Below are 14164 nucleotides of genomic sequence, written 5' to 3' on the forward strand. Positions count from 1 at the left end.
GGTTGGGCGGACATGATCCTCCTCCTGACGGCCCACGCCGCGGCCGCCGGCATCGCGGTCCCCGTGGTGCGCCGTTGGGGCCCCCGAGGCGTGCTGCTCACCGCTCTCGCCCCGCTGGCGGTGCTCTTCTGGCTGGTGGCCCAGTGGGCCTCGGGCACGGCGGGCTCCGACGGGTCGGCGCTGCGCGAGTCGGTGTCGTGGATCCCGAGCCTCGGCGTCGAGGTGGCGCTCCGCCTCGACCCGCTCTCGGCGATCATGGTGCTGGTCGTGGCCGGGGTCGGCGCGCTCGTGCTGGCCTACTCCTCGGGGTACTTCGGCGGCGAGTCGCAGCGGGCCACCCGCAACCGCACCGTGCCGCTGCTCGTCGCGTTCTGCGCCGTCATGCTCGTGCTGGTCCTCGCCGACGACCTGGTGCTCCTCTACGTCGCCTGGGAGCTCACGACGGTGCTGTCGTGGCTGCTCATCGGCGGTGACGGGCGCTCGCGCGCGGCCCGGTACGCCGCCAGCCAGGCGCTCGTGGTCACCACCGCGGGCGGCCTGGCGATGCTCGTCGGCATCGTCATCCTCGCGGTCACCACCGGGACCACCTCGATCTCGGCCCTGCTGGCCGACCCGCCCGCGGCGGGCGCGGCCACCACCGCCGCGGCGCTGCTGCTGCTCGCCGGCGCGGTCACCAAGTCGGCGCTGCTGCCGACCACGGCGTGGCTGCCGGGTGCGATGGTCGCCCCCACCCCCATCAGCGCGTACCTGCACGCCGCGGCGATGGTGAAGGCCGGCGTGTACCTCGTCGTGCGCTTCGGCCCGGTGTTCACCGAGGTGCCCGCCTGGCGCTGGACGATCGTCGTCCTGGGCGGGGCCACGATGGTGGTCGGCGCCTGGCGCGCGCTGCGCCAGCACGACCTCAAGCTGCTGCTCGCCCACGGCACGGTCAGCGAGCTGGGCTTCATCGCCCTGCTCGTGGGCGCCGGGGGCCGCACGGGCGCGGTCGCCGGCACCGGGCTGCTGCTGGCGCACGCGCTGTTCAAGTCGTGCCTGTTCATGGTGGTCGGCGCCATCGACCACGGCGCCCACACCCGCGACCTGCGCAAGCTGTCGGGCCTGGCCCGCCGCGCCCCGGTGCTGTGCGTGGCCTCGGTGCTGGCCGCCGGGTCGATGGCCGGCTTCCCGCCGATGCTCGGCTTCATCACGCACGAGGCGGCCTTCGAGGGCTTCCTCGTGGGCGGGGGCTGGCCGCCGGGCTCCACGCCCGCCGCTGACGCCGCCGTCCTGGCCGTGCTGGTGGTCGGGTCCGTGCTCACCGCGGCGTACAGCGCGCGCTTCGTGTGGGGGGCCTTCGCGGACCGCGAGCTGCCCGAGGGTGCTCCCGACCCGGCCGACTTCCACGCACCCGGGCCCTCGATGTCCGTGCCGCTGCTGGTCGCGGCCGTCGGCAGCCTGGTGACGGGCGCCGTGCCGGCCGTGGTGCACGCGGTCGACGGCGTGGTGGCCGCCGCCACGGCGGGCTTCCCCGCGCCCGAGGAGGAGTACCACCTCGCCCTCTGGCACGGCTTCACCCCGACCCTGGGCCTGTCGGTGCTCTGCCTGGCCCTCGGCGGGCTGCTCTTCCTGGTGCGCTCCCGCGTCGAGCGCCTGCAGCACCGCCTCGACGTCCCCGCGATGAGGCACCTCACCGGTGGGCGCCTGCAGGACCGCGCCCGCGGCTGGATCGACGCGGTCGCGGCCGCCACCACGCTGGTCTACCAGCGCGGGTCCCTGCCCCAGTACGTCCTCACCGCGGCGGCCGTGCTCGTGCTCGGTCCCGGGTCGGCGCTCGTCGTCGCCTCGGCGACGGGCGCGTGGCCGGCCGTCTGGCGCTGGTGGGACGAGCCGCTGCAGGCGGTGCTGGTGCTCGTCGCGCTCGGCACGGCCGTCGCCACCGCCGTCTCGCGCAACCGCCGTGCGGCCTTCGTCATGGCCGGGGTCTCCGGGTACGCGGTCGCCGGCCTGTTCGTGGTCGCCGGTGCCCCCGACGTCGCCCTCACGCAGGCCCTCGTCGAGAGCATCACGCTGGCCGCCGCCGTGCTGGTGCTGCGCGGCCTGCCGCCCACCTTCGAGCCCTCCCCCGACAGCCTCGTCAAGGGCCCCAAGCCGTGGGTGCGGGCGGTGCTCGCCGTCGGCGCCGGTGCCGTGGCCTCCCTGCTCGCGGCCGTGGCGCTGGGCGCGCGCACCGCGACCCCGGTCTCGGTCGACTTCGCCCGCCTCGCCTACGAGCTCGGGTACGGCGAGAACGTCGTCAACGTGACCCTGGTCGACCTGCGCGCCTGGGACACCTTCGGCGAGATCACCGTGCTCACCGTCGCGGCGACCGGCGTGGCCAGCCTCGTCTTCCTGCGCCACCGCACGGGGCGCGCCCCCCGCCTGCGCAGCGGCCCGTCCGCCGGCGGGGCGGGCGGCTCCAGCAGCCCGACGACGGTCGCCTCGACGTGGCGCAGCTCCCAGGACTTCGCCCCCGGCCCCGACGCCGCCCCCTCCACCCGCTGGCTGCCCGCGGTGCGCACCCTGGCTCCGGCCCGTCGCTCGCTGCTGCTCGAGATCGTGGTCCGGCTGGTGTTCGGCACGGTGCTGGTGCTCTCGGTCTACCTGCTCTTCGCCGGCCACAACCTGCCCGGCGGCGGCTTCGCCGCGGGCCTGGTCACCGGGCTGGCGCTCTTCCTGCGCTACCTCGCGGGCGGGCGCTACGAGCTGGGCGAGGCCGCCCGGGTCGACGTCGGCGTGCTCCTCGGCTCGGGCCTGCTCATCGCCGCGGCCTCGGCCGGCGTCCCGCTGCTCCTCGGGGGCCAGGCGACGCAGACGGCGGACACCTACCTGCAGATCCCGCTGCTCGGCGAGGTGCACCTCGTCAGCTCGCTGGCCTTCGACATCGGGGTCTACCTGGTCGTCGTGGGCACCGTGCTCGACGTCCTGCGCAGCCTGGGCGCGGGCATCGACGCCCAGCAGGAGGAGATCGAGGCCGACCCGACCGCCGTCCACGACCAGGAGGACGGCGAGGACGACGGCGAGCCCGGCCCCGACGAGATGCCCGGTCCCGGTGACGCCGCCGACGGCGCCGCACCCGCCGACCTGGCGACGGCCGACGTCGAGGAGCCCGACGACGCCGAGGAGGCCGACCCGCGCGAGGTCGACGCCGGTGCGGACGCCGGTCGCGGCGGCGCAGGAGCGGGTGCGCGATGAGCCCCACGATCGTCCTCACCGTCGCCATCGGCGGCCTGGTGGCCACCGGCGTGTACCTGCTGACCTCGCGGCACCTCACGCGCGTGGTCCTCGGGGTGCTCGTGGCCGGCAACGGCGTCAACCTGCTGATCATCGCGGCGGCGGGCCGCGCGGGCCGCGCCCCGGTGCTCGACCCCGACGGCGAGATCACGCTGGAGACCGCGGCGGAGTCGAGCGACCCCCTGCCGCAGGCCCTGGTGCTCACCGCGATCGTCATCACCTTCGCCGTGACGGCGTTCCTGCTGGCCATGGCCTACCGGACCAGCCGCATCGAGGGCACCCGGGGCGACGACGTCGTCCGCGACACCAGCCCGCAGGGCCGCTCCCGCGGCGAGGCCGCGCCCCCCGGTGAGTCGACGGACGCGGCCGACAGCAGCGACGGCCCCGCGTCGTCGCGCCAGCAGCGCGGTGCCCCGAGGGGGGCCGGTGGCCCGGTGCTCGGCAGCGGCAACCGGCCGGCCTCGAGCGGCTCGCCCGAGGAGGCCTCCTGATGCGGGTGCTCCTGCCCCTGGCCGTGCTGCTCCCCGTGCTGGGCGCCGCGCTCACGCTCGCGCTCGGCAGCCACCCCGTGGCGCAGCGCTGGGTGAGCGTCGCCGCGCTGTCGGGCGTCACCGCGACGGCGGCGGCGCTGCTGTTCGGCGCCGCCACCGACGGGCCGCAGTCGGTCGTGCTCGGGGCCTGGCCCGCGGGCGTCGGCATCTCGCTGGTCGCCGACCGGTTGTCGGCGCTCATGCTGCTGACCTCCTCGGTCGTCACCCTGTCGGTGATGCTCTTCAGCGTCGGGCAGGGCAGCACGGGCGACACCGAGCGCACCCCGGTGTCGATCTACCACCCGACGTTCCTCACCCTGTCCGCCGGCGTCTCCATCGCCTTCCTCGCCGGTGACCTCTTCAACCTCTACGTCGGCTTCGAGGTGCTGCTGGTCAGCTCCTACGTGCTCCTCACCCTCGGCGGCACGGCCGCCCGCGTCCGCGCGGGCATGACCTACGTCGTGGTCTCGATCGTGTCGTCGCTCCTGTTCCTCACCGGGCTGGGCCTGGTCTACGCGGCCACGGGCACGGTCTCCATGGCCGACCTGCCCGGGCGCCTGTCGGGCCTGCCGCTGGCGGTGGCGGTCGGGCTCCAGCTGGTGCTCCTGCTGGCGTTCGGCCTCAAGGCGGCGGCGTTCCCGCTGTCCGGCTGGCTGCCCGACAGCTACCCGACCGCCGCGGCCCCGGTGGCGGCGGTCTTCGCGGGCCTGCTGACCAAGGTCGGCGTCTACGCGATCTTCCGGACGCAGACGGTGCTCTTCGGGGAGGTCTCCTCCCCCGCGGTGACCACCGGGCTCGTGGTGGTGGCGATCATGACCATGCTCGTGGGCATCCTGGGCGCCATCGCCCAGAACGACCTCAAGCGCCTGATGTCGTTCACGCTGGTCAGCCACATCGGCTACATGCTCTTCGGCGTCGCGCTCGGCACCGTGGAGGCGCTGGGCGCCGCGGTGTTCTACGCGGTGCACCACATCCTCGTGCAGACGGCGCTGTTCCTGGTGGTGGGTCTGGTGGAGCGCGCGGCCGGCACCACGTCGCTGCGGCGCCTCGGCGGTCTCGGCGGCGCGGCCCCCGGCATCGCCCTGCTCTTCCTGCTCCCGGCCCTGAACCTGGCGGGCATCCCGCCGTTCTCCGGGTTCATCGGCAAGATCGCCCTCCTGCGCGCCGGTGCCGCCGAGGGCGGGTTCTCCGCCTGGGCCCTGGTCGTCGCGGGCGTCGTCACCAGCCTGCTCACCCTGTACGCCATCTCCCGGGCCTGGGCGGCCACGTTCTGGTCGGGGCGGGCCACCCGCCTCGACCCCGAGGTCAGCCCCGAGACCGCTGCGGCCCGCGCCCACCGGGTGCCCCCGGCGATGGTGGCCGCTGCCGCCGGCGTCGTGGTCGTGGTCAGCGCGCTGACGTTCGTGGCCGGGCCCCTGCTCGACCTGGCGAACGGCGCCGCCGAGGACACCCTCGACGTCCGCGGCTACAGCCAGGTGGTCGGCGGGCTCGACACGCCCCCGGCCGACGGCAGCGGTGGCACCGACAGCGGGGAGAAGGCGCCGTGAGCCCGCAGGGAGGCACCACCCGCCCGGGGCTGCGCGGCCGCCTGCCGCACCGCCGGCAGATCCCGATCATGACCTGGATGGTCGTGTTCTGGTGCGGCCTGTGGGGCTCGGTGAGCCCGGTCGTCGTCGTCGGCGGGGTGCTGACCGCTTTCGCCCTCGTCGCGGTCTTCCCGATGCCCACGCTGCCGCCAGCGCCGCGCCCCTCCGTGCTGGGCGCCGTGCGCCTGGGGGCCTACGTGCTCTTCGACCTGCTGCGCTCCAGCCTCCAGGTCGCCTGGTTCGCCGTGCGGCCCGGCCCGGTGCCCGCCAGCGCCATCGTGGCCGCGCCGCTGCGCTCGCGCTCCGACGCCATGATCGCCGCCACCGCCGAGATCCTGAGCCTGGTGCCGGGGACGCTGGTCGTCGACATCGACGTCCCGAGCGGCACGCTGTACCTGCACGCGCTGGTCACCGGAGACCCGGAGCGGGTCGGCGACGACGTGCGCGCCAGCGTGCGGCGCATGGAGGAGCGGGTGCTCGCCGCCCTGGCCCCGGGAGCGCTGCGCGACGGCGTGGCCGTGGCCGACGACGTGAGGGAGGCGAAGCGCTGATGGGCGTGGTGACCGACATCGCCCTCGGCATCCTGCTGGTGGCGGCCCTGCTCGTGGTGGTGCGGCTGGTGAAGGGCCCGACGACCCTGGACCGCGCGGCCGCCGCCGACGTGTTCGTCGCGATCCTGCTGTGCGGCGTCGCCGTCCTCGTGGCCCGCCGCGGCTCCACGGTGTTCGTGCCGGTGCTGCTCGCGCTGTCGCTGCTGGGCTTCGCCAGCTCGGTCGCCGTGGTGCGCTTCGTGGGCCGGGAGGACCCGGTCTCCGAGCCCGACGAGCACGACGAGACTGACGAGGACCACAGGAGGACCACCCCGTGAGCGCCTGGGACTGGGTCTCCGCGGTGCTGCTGCTGTCGGGGTCGCTGCTCGCGCTCGCCGCCGGCATCGGCATGCTGCGCTTCCCCGACCTGTGGATGCGGATGCACGCGGGCACCAAGCCCCAGGTGCTGGGGCTGCTGCTGGTGCTGGCCGGCGTCGAGGTCCAGCTGGTGCCCGACGCGAGCGCCGTCGTCGCCCTGCTCTTCGTGGGGCTGTTCCAGCTGGTCACCGCGCCGGTGGCGAGCCACCTGCTCGCCCGGGCGGGCCACCGCTCCGGGGTGGTGCCGCGCGACCAGCTGGTGCAGGACGACCTGCGCGTCTTCGAGCTCGAGTGCGCCGCGGGCGAGCACCCCGAGTCCTCCCCGCCGCAGGACCCCGGCCCCCGGGCCGAGGGCCGGGGCTGACGCACCGGCACCGGGTCGGGGGGCCGGCCGTCGTCAGGCCGTCGTCAGGCCGTCGTCAGGTCCGGGCGGGAGCGGCCCCGGGGCCCTTCTTGAGCGAGATCACCCGCTGCAGCACCACGAAGGCGAGCAGCACGCCGCCGATGGCCACGCGGGTCCACCAGGAGTCGAGGCCCTCGCGGGCGTTGAGCACCTGGATGAGGCCGTACACGAGGACCCCGGCGCCGGTGCCCAGCACGTAGCCGTAGCCGCCGGTGAGGAGCGTGCCGCCGATGACGACGGCGGCGATCGCGTCGAGCTCCATGCCGACGCCGGTGAGGTTGTACCCGGACTTCGTGTAGAAGGCGAAGAGCAGGCCCGCGATGCCGGCGCACGTGCCGGAGATGACGTAGACGAGCACCCGGGTGCGCTCGGCCCGCAGGCCCATGAGCCCCACCGCGTGGCCGCGGTCGGCGGCGCCCAGGCCGTAGACGGTGCGCCCGAAGCGGGTGTGGTGGAGCACCAGGTAGGCCACCGCGAGCACGCCGAGGGCGATGAAGATGCTCGCGTTGAGGCGCCAGGAGGTGCGTCCCTCCCCGAAGCGCAGGCTCCAGGAGGCGATGGCGGAGAAGCCGGGGTCGTCGATGGGCAGCGACCGGGTGCCGATGACGGTGGCGGCGCCCCGGGCGAGGAACAGCACGGCGAGGCTCGCGATGAAGGGCTGCACGTCGAAGTGCTGGACCAGGACGCCGATGACCGTGCCGCAGGCGGTCCCGACGAGGACGCCGACCACCAGCACCACGGGCGTCGGCCACCCCGCGATCGACAGCTGGGCGACGGTCAGGCCCACCAGGGCCACCACGGCGCCGACGGAGAGGTCGATGCCACCGGCCAGGACGACGAAGGTCATCCCCACGGCGAGCACCAGCAGGAACGAGTTGTCGATGAGCAGGTTGGAGATCAGCTTCATGCTGACGAAGTCCTGGCGGGCGGTGCTGTAGCGCACCTGGCCGACCACGAGCAGCGCCACGAGCGTGGCCAGGGTCCCCGCCACGGGCAGGTAGCGGACGTCGGGCCGCCGCAGCCGCTGCAGCAGCGAGGGCGACGAGGGGTCCCGGGGTGCCGGGGCGGGGCGGCTGCCCGCGGGGCTGGAGGTCGTGGTCATGCGGTCAGCTCCTTCGCCGACGGGTCCTTCGCGGGCGCCGAGGAGGGCGCCGGCTCCGGGCGGGTGGACCGCCGCCGCTGCACCCAGGAGCGGGCGCGCGGCGAGGCGGCGATGCAGATGGCGATCAGCACGGCGGCCTTGAACAGGTTGGTCGTGGTCGAGGGCAGCTGGAAGATGATCACCGCCCGCTCGATGGTGGTGAGCAGCAGCGCGCCCACCACCAGGCCCGACAGGTAGAACCGGCCGCCGTCGAGCTTGGTCCCCCCGAGCACCACCACCACGATGGCGTTGAGCTCGAAGAACAGGCCGATGTTGTTGGCGTCGGCCGCCATCGTCGGTGCCCCGTAGACGATGCCCGCGAGGGCCGCGAGCACCCCGGCGAGGACGTAGACGGTCCAGGTGGTGCTGCGGGCGCGCACGCCGGAGAGCCGTGCCGACTCGCGGTTGACGCCGATCGACTCCAGGAGCATGCCGAGGGCCGTGCGCCGCACCACGAGCGCGACGACGACGAAGACGACGGCGCCGATGACCACGGCCTGCGGGAGCCCCAGCAGCGACCCCGCTCCCAGGGCCTTGAACGGCGGGCTGGTGACGGTCGTGATCTGGCCCTCGGTGATGAGCATGGCGATGCCGCGACCGGCCACCATGAGGATCATCGTGGCGATGAAGGGCTGCACCCCGAGCAGCGTGACGAGCATCCCGTTGAAGGCCCCGACCGCGAGGCCCAGCACCAGGCCCAGCACGACGGCGGTGACCACCGTCGCGGGGTCGCTGGCGTCGGCGGCGCCGTCGAGGTAGGTGAGCGAGACGGCCAGGGAGATCGCCATCACCGCGCCCACGGACAGGTCGATGCCGCCGGTGGCGATGACCAGGCACATGCCCAGGGCCAGGAGCAGCGGGGTCACGGAGTTGCGCAGCAGGTCGACCGGCTGGCCGACCAGGGCGCCGTCGCGCACTGAGACGTCGAGGAACCCGGGGCTGGCGACGCTGCACGCCACCAGGAGCACCACCAGGGCGGTGGTCGGCCAGAAGAGCGCGTGCCCGGTCGCACGGCGGACCGAGGTCTGGACGGCGCTCACGCCGCTCCCCCCTTCCGGGGCTCGTCAGCGGGGGCGGCCGGGTCGGCGGCCGGGTCGGCGGCCGGGTCGGCGGCCGGGTCGGCGGCGATGGTCGCCATGACCGTGTCGGTGGTGACGGTCTCGTCGTTGACCAGCTCGGCGACCTTGACGCGGTCGCGCATGACCACGACCCGCTGGCTCAGGCGCAGCACCTCGTCCATCTCGGAGGAGATGAACAGCACAGCCATCCCGGCCTGCGCGAGCTCGACGACCAGGCGCTGGATCTCGGCCTTGGCGCCGACGTCGATGCCGCGCGTGGGCTCGTCGAGGATCAGCAGGCGGGGGTCGGTGGCCAGCCAGCGGGCGAGGAGCACCTTCTGCTGGTTGCCCCCGGAGAGGTTGCGGATCAGGGCGTTCGGGTTCTTGGGGTTGATGTTGAGGGCGACCATGTAGCGGTCGACGACGGCGTCGAGCTCCTTGGCCGGGACCGGCCGCCAGGCGCCGCGCCGGGCCTGCAGGGCCAGGGCGATGTTCTCCCGGACCGTGAGGTCGCCGACGATGCCCTCCTTCTTGCGGTCCTCGGTGGAGTAGGCGATGCCCCGCTGGAGCGCCTGGAGGGGGGTGGCCAGGCGCGTAGCGGCGCCGTCGACGTCGAGCTGGCCGGAGTCGGGCCTGTCGGCCCCGCACAGCAGGCGCGCGGCCTCGGTGCGCCCCGACCCCAGGAGACCGGCGAAGCCGAGGATCTCCCCGCGGTGGACGTCGAGGTCGAACGGCTCGACCGACCCCTGGCGGCCCAGGCCCCGCGCGCTGACGAGCGGCTGCGCGCCGGCGTCGTGCAGGCCGATGGCGGCGCGGGCGGTCTCCTCGACCCCGGCCAGCTCCTCACCGGACCTGCCGATCATCAGGGAGATGAGCTCGCGGCGGGGCAGGTCGCGGGTGAGCCGCTCCTCCACGAGCCGGCCGTTGCGCAGCACGGTCATGCGGTCGGAGATCGCGTAGACCTGGTCCATGAAGTGGGAGACGAACAGCACCGCGACGCCGGAGTCGCGCAGCTGGCGCACCACCCGGAACAGCTCGGCGACCTCGGCGCGGTCGAGGCTGGAGGTGGGCTCGTCGAGGATCAGCACCTTGGCGTCGACCACCATCGCGCGCGCGATGGCGACGAGCTGCTGGACGGCGATGGTGTGGCTCTCCAGGGGAGAGCGCGGGTCGAGGTGGAGGTTGAGGCGGGCCAGGTGCTCGGCGGCGCGACGGCGCGTGGCGCGCCAGTCGACGAACGGCCCCCGCCGCACCTCGTGGCCCAGCATGACGTTCTCGGCCACCGACAGGTTCGCGCAGAGGTTGACCTCCTGGTAGACGGTGGAGATCCCCGCCCGCTGCGCGTCGCTGGGGCCGGCGAAGGCCACCTCGCCGCCGTCGACCAGCACCTGGCCGGCATCGATCGCGTAGACGCCGGTGAGGGCCTTGATCAGGGTGGACTTGCCGGCCCCGTTCTCGCCCATGAGGGCGTGGACCTCGCCCGGGAACAGGCGCAGGGAGACGCCGTCGAGGGCGCGCACCCCCGGGAAGTCGATGGTGATGCCGCTCATCTGCACGACGGGGCGGTCGGTGGCGGGGCGGTCGGCCCGGGTCTCGGTGGTGGAGGTGCTCATGCGCTGGTCGGGCCTTCCGTGGGGTGCCGGGGGCGGCGCCGTCGAGCGGCGCCGCCCCCGGCAGGACGGGGTGGGTGGAGTCCGCCCGTCAGTAGGGGCGGGCGTCGACCTCGGCCTGGGTGATCGTCTGGTCGAAGGCGGTCTCCTCGACCACGGTCTCCTTCGGGACGTCCTCCCCGTCGTGGACCTTCTTGATGAGCTCGGCGAGCTGGTCGCCGAAGGCCGGGTTGCACTCGACGACGTAGTTGAACTTCTTGTCGACGAGGGCCTGCAGGCCGTCGCGGACGGCGTCGACGGAGACGATCTGGATGTCGGTGCCGGGCTTCTTGCCGGCCGCCTCGATCGCCTCGACGGCGCCCAGGCCCATGTCGTCGTTGTGCGTGAAGATCATGGTCATGTCGGGGTAGGCCTGCAGCGCGGCCTCGGTGGCCGTGCGGCCCTCGGCGCGGGTGAAGTTGCCGCTGGCCTTGCCGATGACCTGGCTGCCGACGACGCCGTCGAAGCCCTCCTCGCGGTCGACCTGGGCGCCGGATCCGAGGGTGCCCTGCAGCTCGAAGATCTTGGCGTCCGGAGCGTTCTCCTCCACCCAGTCGCCGGCCTTGGTGCCCTCGGCCTTGAAGTCGGAGCCGATGTGGGTGACGTACGGGTCCTCGACGGTGGTGTCGACGGTCCGGTCGACCAGCACGACGGGGATGCCCGCGTCCTTGATCTCCTGGAGCACGTCGTCCCAGCCGGTCTCGACGACCGGGGAGAACGCGATGACGTCGACGTCCTGGGCGACGAAGTCGCGCAGGGCCTTGATCTGGTTCTCCTGCTTCTGCTGGGCGTCGACGAAGGTCAGGTCGAAGCCGTTGTCGGCGGTGAGGTTCTGCTGCACCGACTCGGTGTTGGCCGTGCGCCAGCCGCTCTCGGCCCCGAGCTGGGAGTAGCCGACCCGGATCGCGCCGTCGCCGCCGTCGCCGCCGGAGCCGGCCTGGGCGGTGTCGCCGCCACCGCCGCAGGCGGCGAGCGACAGGGCCAGGCCCGTGCTCGCGACGATCGACAGGAAGGTGCGCCTCTTCGCGTGGAACACTTGGTCTCCTCCTCGAGATGTGACCGGTGCTCGCCGCTCGAGCTGACAGGCGCGGGTGCGGCGAGTGCTGGAGATCGGCGGAGCGGCTCGCGGGGCGTTGCAGCGCCCCGCGGGCCAGCCACCTCGACGGCGAGGGGGCCGGTGCTCCGCGTGCTGAGCCTTGAGGGGCCCTTATCCTGGGAAGCTCCTGCGCTTCCGGGTGGGCAAGAGTGTGAGCGCTCACACAGAGGTCGTGCAACCCCCTTCGGTCACGAAGGGGTAACGGTCTCGACCCGTGGAACAGCGGTGCTCGCGCGCTGGACCAGCTCCGCCGGCAGCTGCACCGACCCGGCCGCCGTAGCACCGTCCGCCCGCTCGCCGACCCCCGCGCCCGCGCCCCGGGCCTCCACCAGGCCCAGCACCACCTCGAGCGCGGTGCGCCCCAGCGCGGCGAACTCCTGGCGCACGGTGGTCAGGGGCGGCAGGAAGTGCGCGGACTCGGGGGTGTCGTCGAAGCCCACCACGCTGACGTCCTGGGGCACCCGCAGGCCCCGCTCCGCCAGCGCTCGCACCACCCCGAGCGCCTGCGGGTCGTTCGCGGCGAAGACGGCCGTCGCCTCGGGGATGCGCGCCAGCACCTGTCCCGCGCGGTACCCGGAGCCGGCGGTCCAGTCGCCGTCCAGCGCGGGGGGCACCTCGCGCCCGGCGGCCTCGAGGGCGGCCCGCCACCCCCGCTCGCGCGCGGCGGCGTCGTGCCAGGCCAGGGGGCCGCGCACGTGCCACACCGTGCGGTGGCCGAGCCCCAGGAGGTGCTCGGTGGCCAGGCGCGCCCCGGCCTCCTGGTCGACCGAGACGTCGACGACGCCCCCTCCGGCGGCCCCGTCGACCGAGACGAGCGGGACCCCGAGCCGAGCACCGGACAGCGCCGACAGCACCGGGGTCACCGGCGCCACCACCACGACCCCGACGACGAGCTGGTCGACCAGGCGCGCCAGCCCGCCCTCCACCGAGGCCCTGTCGAGCTCGACGACGTGCTCGACCGCCAGGTGCACGCCGGCCTGCGCGGCCGCGAGCCCCAGCGCGGCCGTCATCGAGGCCGGGCCGTAGAGGGCCGAGCTGGGCGAGAGCACCCCGACGACCCCGGCGCGCCCGGTGGCCAGCGCGCGGGCGGCGGGGTTGCGGCGGTACCCGAGGTCCGAGATGGCCGCGAGCACCCGCTGGCGCGTGCCGTCGGCCACGCGCGGGGCGCCGTTGAGCACCCGGGAGACGGTCTGGATGGAGACGCCGGACCGCGCGGCGACGTCGGTGATGGAGGGGGCCCGCGGCGTCGACGGCGGCCCGGTGAGAGCGCTCACGCAGGCAGTGTGGGTGGTGGCCGGCGCTGCGCACCAGGCCCCCGCCACCCCCGGTCGGCAGACGGGGGGCGGCGGAGGCCGCTCACGAGGCGGCTCGCGAGGCGGTCAGAGCGGGGTCAGGGGTGCAGCACGACCTTGGTCCAGCCGTCCTCGCGGGCGTCGAAGTGCTGGTAGCCCTCGACGGCCTGGGCCAGGTCGAGCTCGTGGCTGACGATGAAGCCCGGCTCCGCCCTCCCCTGGGTGATCAGGTCGCGCAGCTGGCGGTTGTACCGCTTCACGTCGGCCTGGCCGGTGCCCATCGACTGGCCCTTGGTGAAGAACTCGCCGAACGGGAACGCCAGGCGCCCCTCCTGCATGAGCTCGTCGGGCCCGTTCGGGTCCTGGGGCGGGAAGACGCCCACCACGCCGATGCCGCCGGTCGCGCGTACCACCTTCACGAGGGTGTCGAGGGTGCCCGCGGGGTGCTCCTCGCCGGAGTGGTCGTGCGCCTGCCAGCCCACGGCCTCCACGCCGCGGTCGACGCCCACGCCGCCGGTGGCCTCCATGACCTGCTCGACCGGGTCGCCCTTGCTGAAGTCGACGGGCGTCGCACCGGCCCTCTCCGCCAGGGCGAGGCGGTCGGGGTGCTGGTCGACGACGTACACCTGGTCGGCGCCCTGGATCCGCGCCGACAACGCGGCCATCAGCCCCACCGGGCCGGCGCCCATGACCACGACCGACTCCCCGGGCTCCAGGCCGGCCAGCCGGGTGCCGTGCCAGCCGGTGGGGAAGATGTCGGACAGCATCGTGTAGTCGAGCTCGTGCTCGGTCCCGCCGGGCAGCCGGAGCGCGTTGAAGTCGGCGAAGGGCACGCGCAGGTACTCGGCCTGGCCGCCCTGGTAGGGGCCCATGTCGGCGTACCCGAAGGCACCGCCGGCCATCCCGGGGTTGACCTCCAGGCAGAACGCCGTCTTCCCGCGGCCGCAGTTGCGGCAGTGCCCGCAGGCGATGTTGAAGGGCAGGGAGACGCGGTCGCCCTTCTTCAGGCGGGTGACGCCGGAACCGACCTCCTCGACGGTCCCCATGTTCTCGTGGCCCAGGGTCTTGCCCTGCTCCACGTCGGTGCGCCCCTCGTACATGTGCAGGTCCGACCCGCAGATGTTGGTCGAGGTGATCTTGACGATGACGTCGGTCGGCGCCTCGATGCGGGCGTCGGGGACGTCCGTGACCGAGACGTCGCGCGGGCCGTTGTAGACGAGTGCCTTCATGGGGCACCCGTACCCGTGCCGGT

General features: G+C 74.3%; 12 protein-coding genes. 6 read left to right on the forward strand and 6 right to left on the reverse strand.

The window, feature by feature from the left end; genetic code table 11:
• The first annotated feature begins 12 nt into the window (after positions 1–12).
• From F1641_RS16560 to mnhG, 6 genes are read left to right on the forward strand one after another with little or no spacing between them, the layout of a single operon-like run.
• Positions 13–3210, forward strand: coding sequence for a Na+/H+ antiporter subunit A (locus F1641_RS16560; RefSeq protein WP_206691330.1), 3198 nt, complete (start codon positions 13–15; stop codon positions 3208–3210).
• A complete protein-coding gene (locus F1641_RS16565; RefSeq protein ID WP_194907391.1) occupies positions 3207–3740 on the forward strand; it encodes an NADH-quinone oxidoreductase subunit K in 534 nt (177 codons plus the stop codon). The genes F1641_RS16560 and F1641_RS16565 overlap by 4 nt, the downstream gene beginning before the upstream one ends.
• The gene (locus tag F1641_RS16570) at positions 3740–5326 is read left to right on the forward strand and encodes a Na+/H+ antiporter subunit D (protein ID WP_194907392.1); all 1587 of its coding nucleotides are present in this window, start codon (positions 3740–3742) and stop codon (positions 5324–5326) included. The genes F1641_RS16565 and F1641_RS16570 overlap by 1 nt, the downstream gene beginning before the upstream one ends.
• A complete protein-coding gene (locus tag F1641_RS16575; RefSeq protein WP_194907394.1) occupies positions 5323–5916 on the forward strand; it encodes a Na+/H+ antiporter subunit E in 594 nt (197 codons plus the stop codon). Before F1641_RS16570 ends, F1641_RS16575 begins: the two co-directional genes overlap by 4 nt.
• Positions 5916–6233 (forward strand): monovalent cation/H+ antiporter complex subunit F, encoded by a 318-nt coding sequence (locus F1641_RS16580; RefSeq protein ID WP_194907395.1) that lies wholly within the window; start codon positions 5916–5918, stop codon positions 6231–6233. The genes F1641_RS16575 and F1641_RS16580 overlap by 1 nt, the downstream gene beginning before the upstream one ends.
• On the forward strand, positions 6230–6637 hold the full coding sequence (mnhG, locus tag F1641_RS16585; RefSeq protein ID WP_194907396.1) for a monovalent cation/H(+) antiporter subunit G: 408 nt from the start codon (positions 6230–6232) through the stop codon (positions 6635–6637). The genes F1641_RS16580 and mnhG overlap by 4 nt, the downstream gene beginning before the upstream one ends.
• 55 nt (positions 6638–6692) lie before the next feature.
• On the opposite strand, the gene F1641_RS16590 is transcribed toward mnhG, so the two are convergent.
• The 6 genes from F1641_RS16590 to F1641_RS16615 form a co-directional block, all read right to left on the reverse strand.
• On the reverse strand, positions 6693–7778 hold the full coding sequence (locus tag F1641_RS16590) for a sugar ABC transporter permease YjfF (protein WP_194907397.1): 1086 nt from the start codon (positions 7776–7778) through the stop codon (positions 6693–6695).
• Positions 7775–8857 (reverse strand): ABC transporter permease, encoded by a 1083-nt coding sequence (locus F1641_RS16595; protein WP_194907398.1) that lies wholly within the window; start codon positions 8855–8857, stop codon positions 7775–7777. Before F1641_RS16595 ends, F1641_RS16590 begins: the two co-directional genes overlap by 4 nt.
• Positions 8854–10488, reverse strand: a complete 1635-nt coding sequence (locus F1641_RS16600) for a sugar ABC transporter ATP-binding protein (protein WP_194907399.1) — start codon at positions 10486–10488, stop codon at positions 8854–8856. Before F1641_RS16600 ends, F1641_RS16595 begins: the two co-directional genes overlap by 4 nt.
• A gap of 88 nt (positions 10489–10576) precedes the next feature.
• Positions 10577–11560 (reverse strand): ABC transporter substrate-binding protein, encoded by a 984-nt coding sequence (locus F1641_RS16605; protein ID WP_194907400.1) that lies wholly within the window; start codon positions 11558–11560, stop codon positions 10577–10579.
• A 248-nt stretch (positions 11561–11808) separates the two neighbouring features.
• Positions 11809–12894 (reverse strand): LacI family DNA-binding transcriptional regulator, encoded by a 1086-nt coding sequence (locus F1641_RS16610; RefSeq protein ID WP_194907401.1) that lies wholly within the window; start codon positions 12892–12894, stop codon positions 11809–11811.
• Positions 12895–13010: 116 nt separating this feature from the next.
• The gene (locus F1641_RS16615; protein WP_194907402.1) at positions 13011–14141 is read right to left on the reverse strand and encodes a glutathione-independent formaldehyde dehydrogenase; all 1131 of its coding nucleotides are present in this window, start codon (positions 14139–14141) and stop codon (positions 13011–13013) included.
• Between the last annotated feature and the right edge of the window lie 23 nt (positions 14142–14164).

Source organism: Quadrisphaera sp. INWT6, from assembly GCF_015390235.1.
Lineage (GTDB): Bacteria > Actinomycetota > Actinomycetes > Actinomycetales > Quadrisphaeraceae > Quadrisphaera.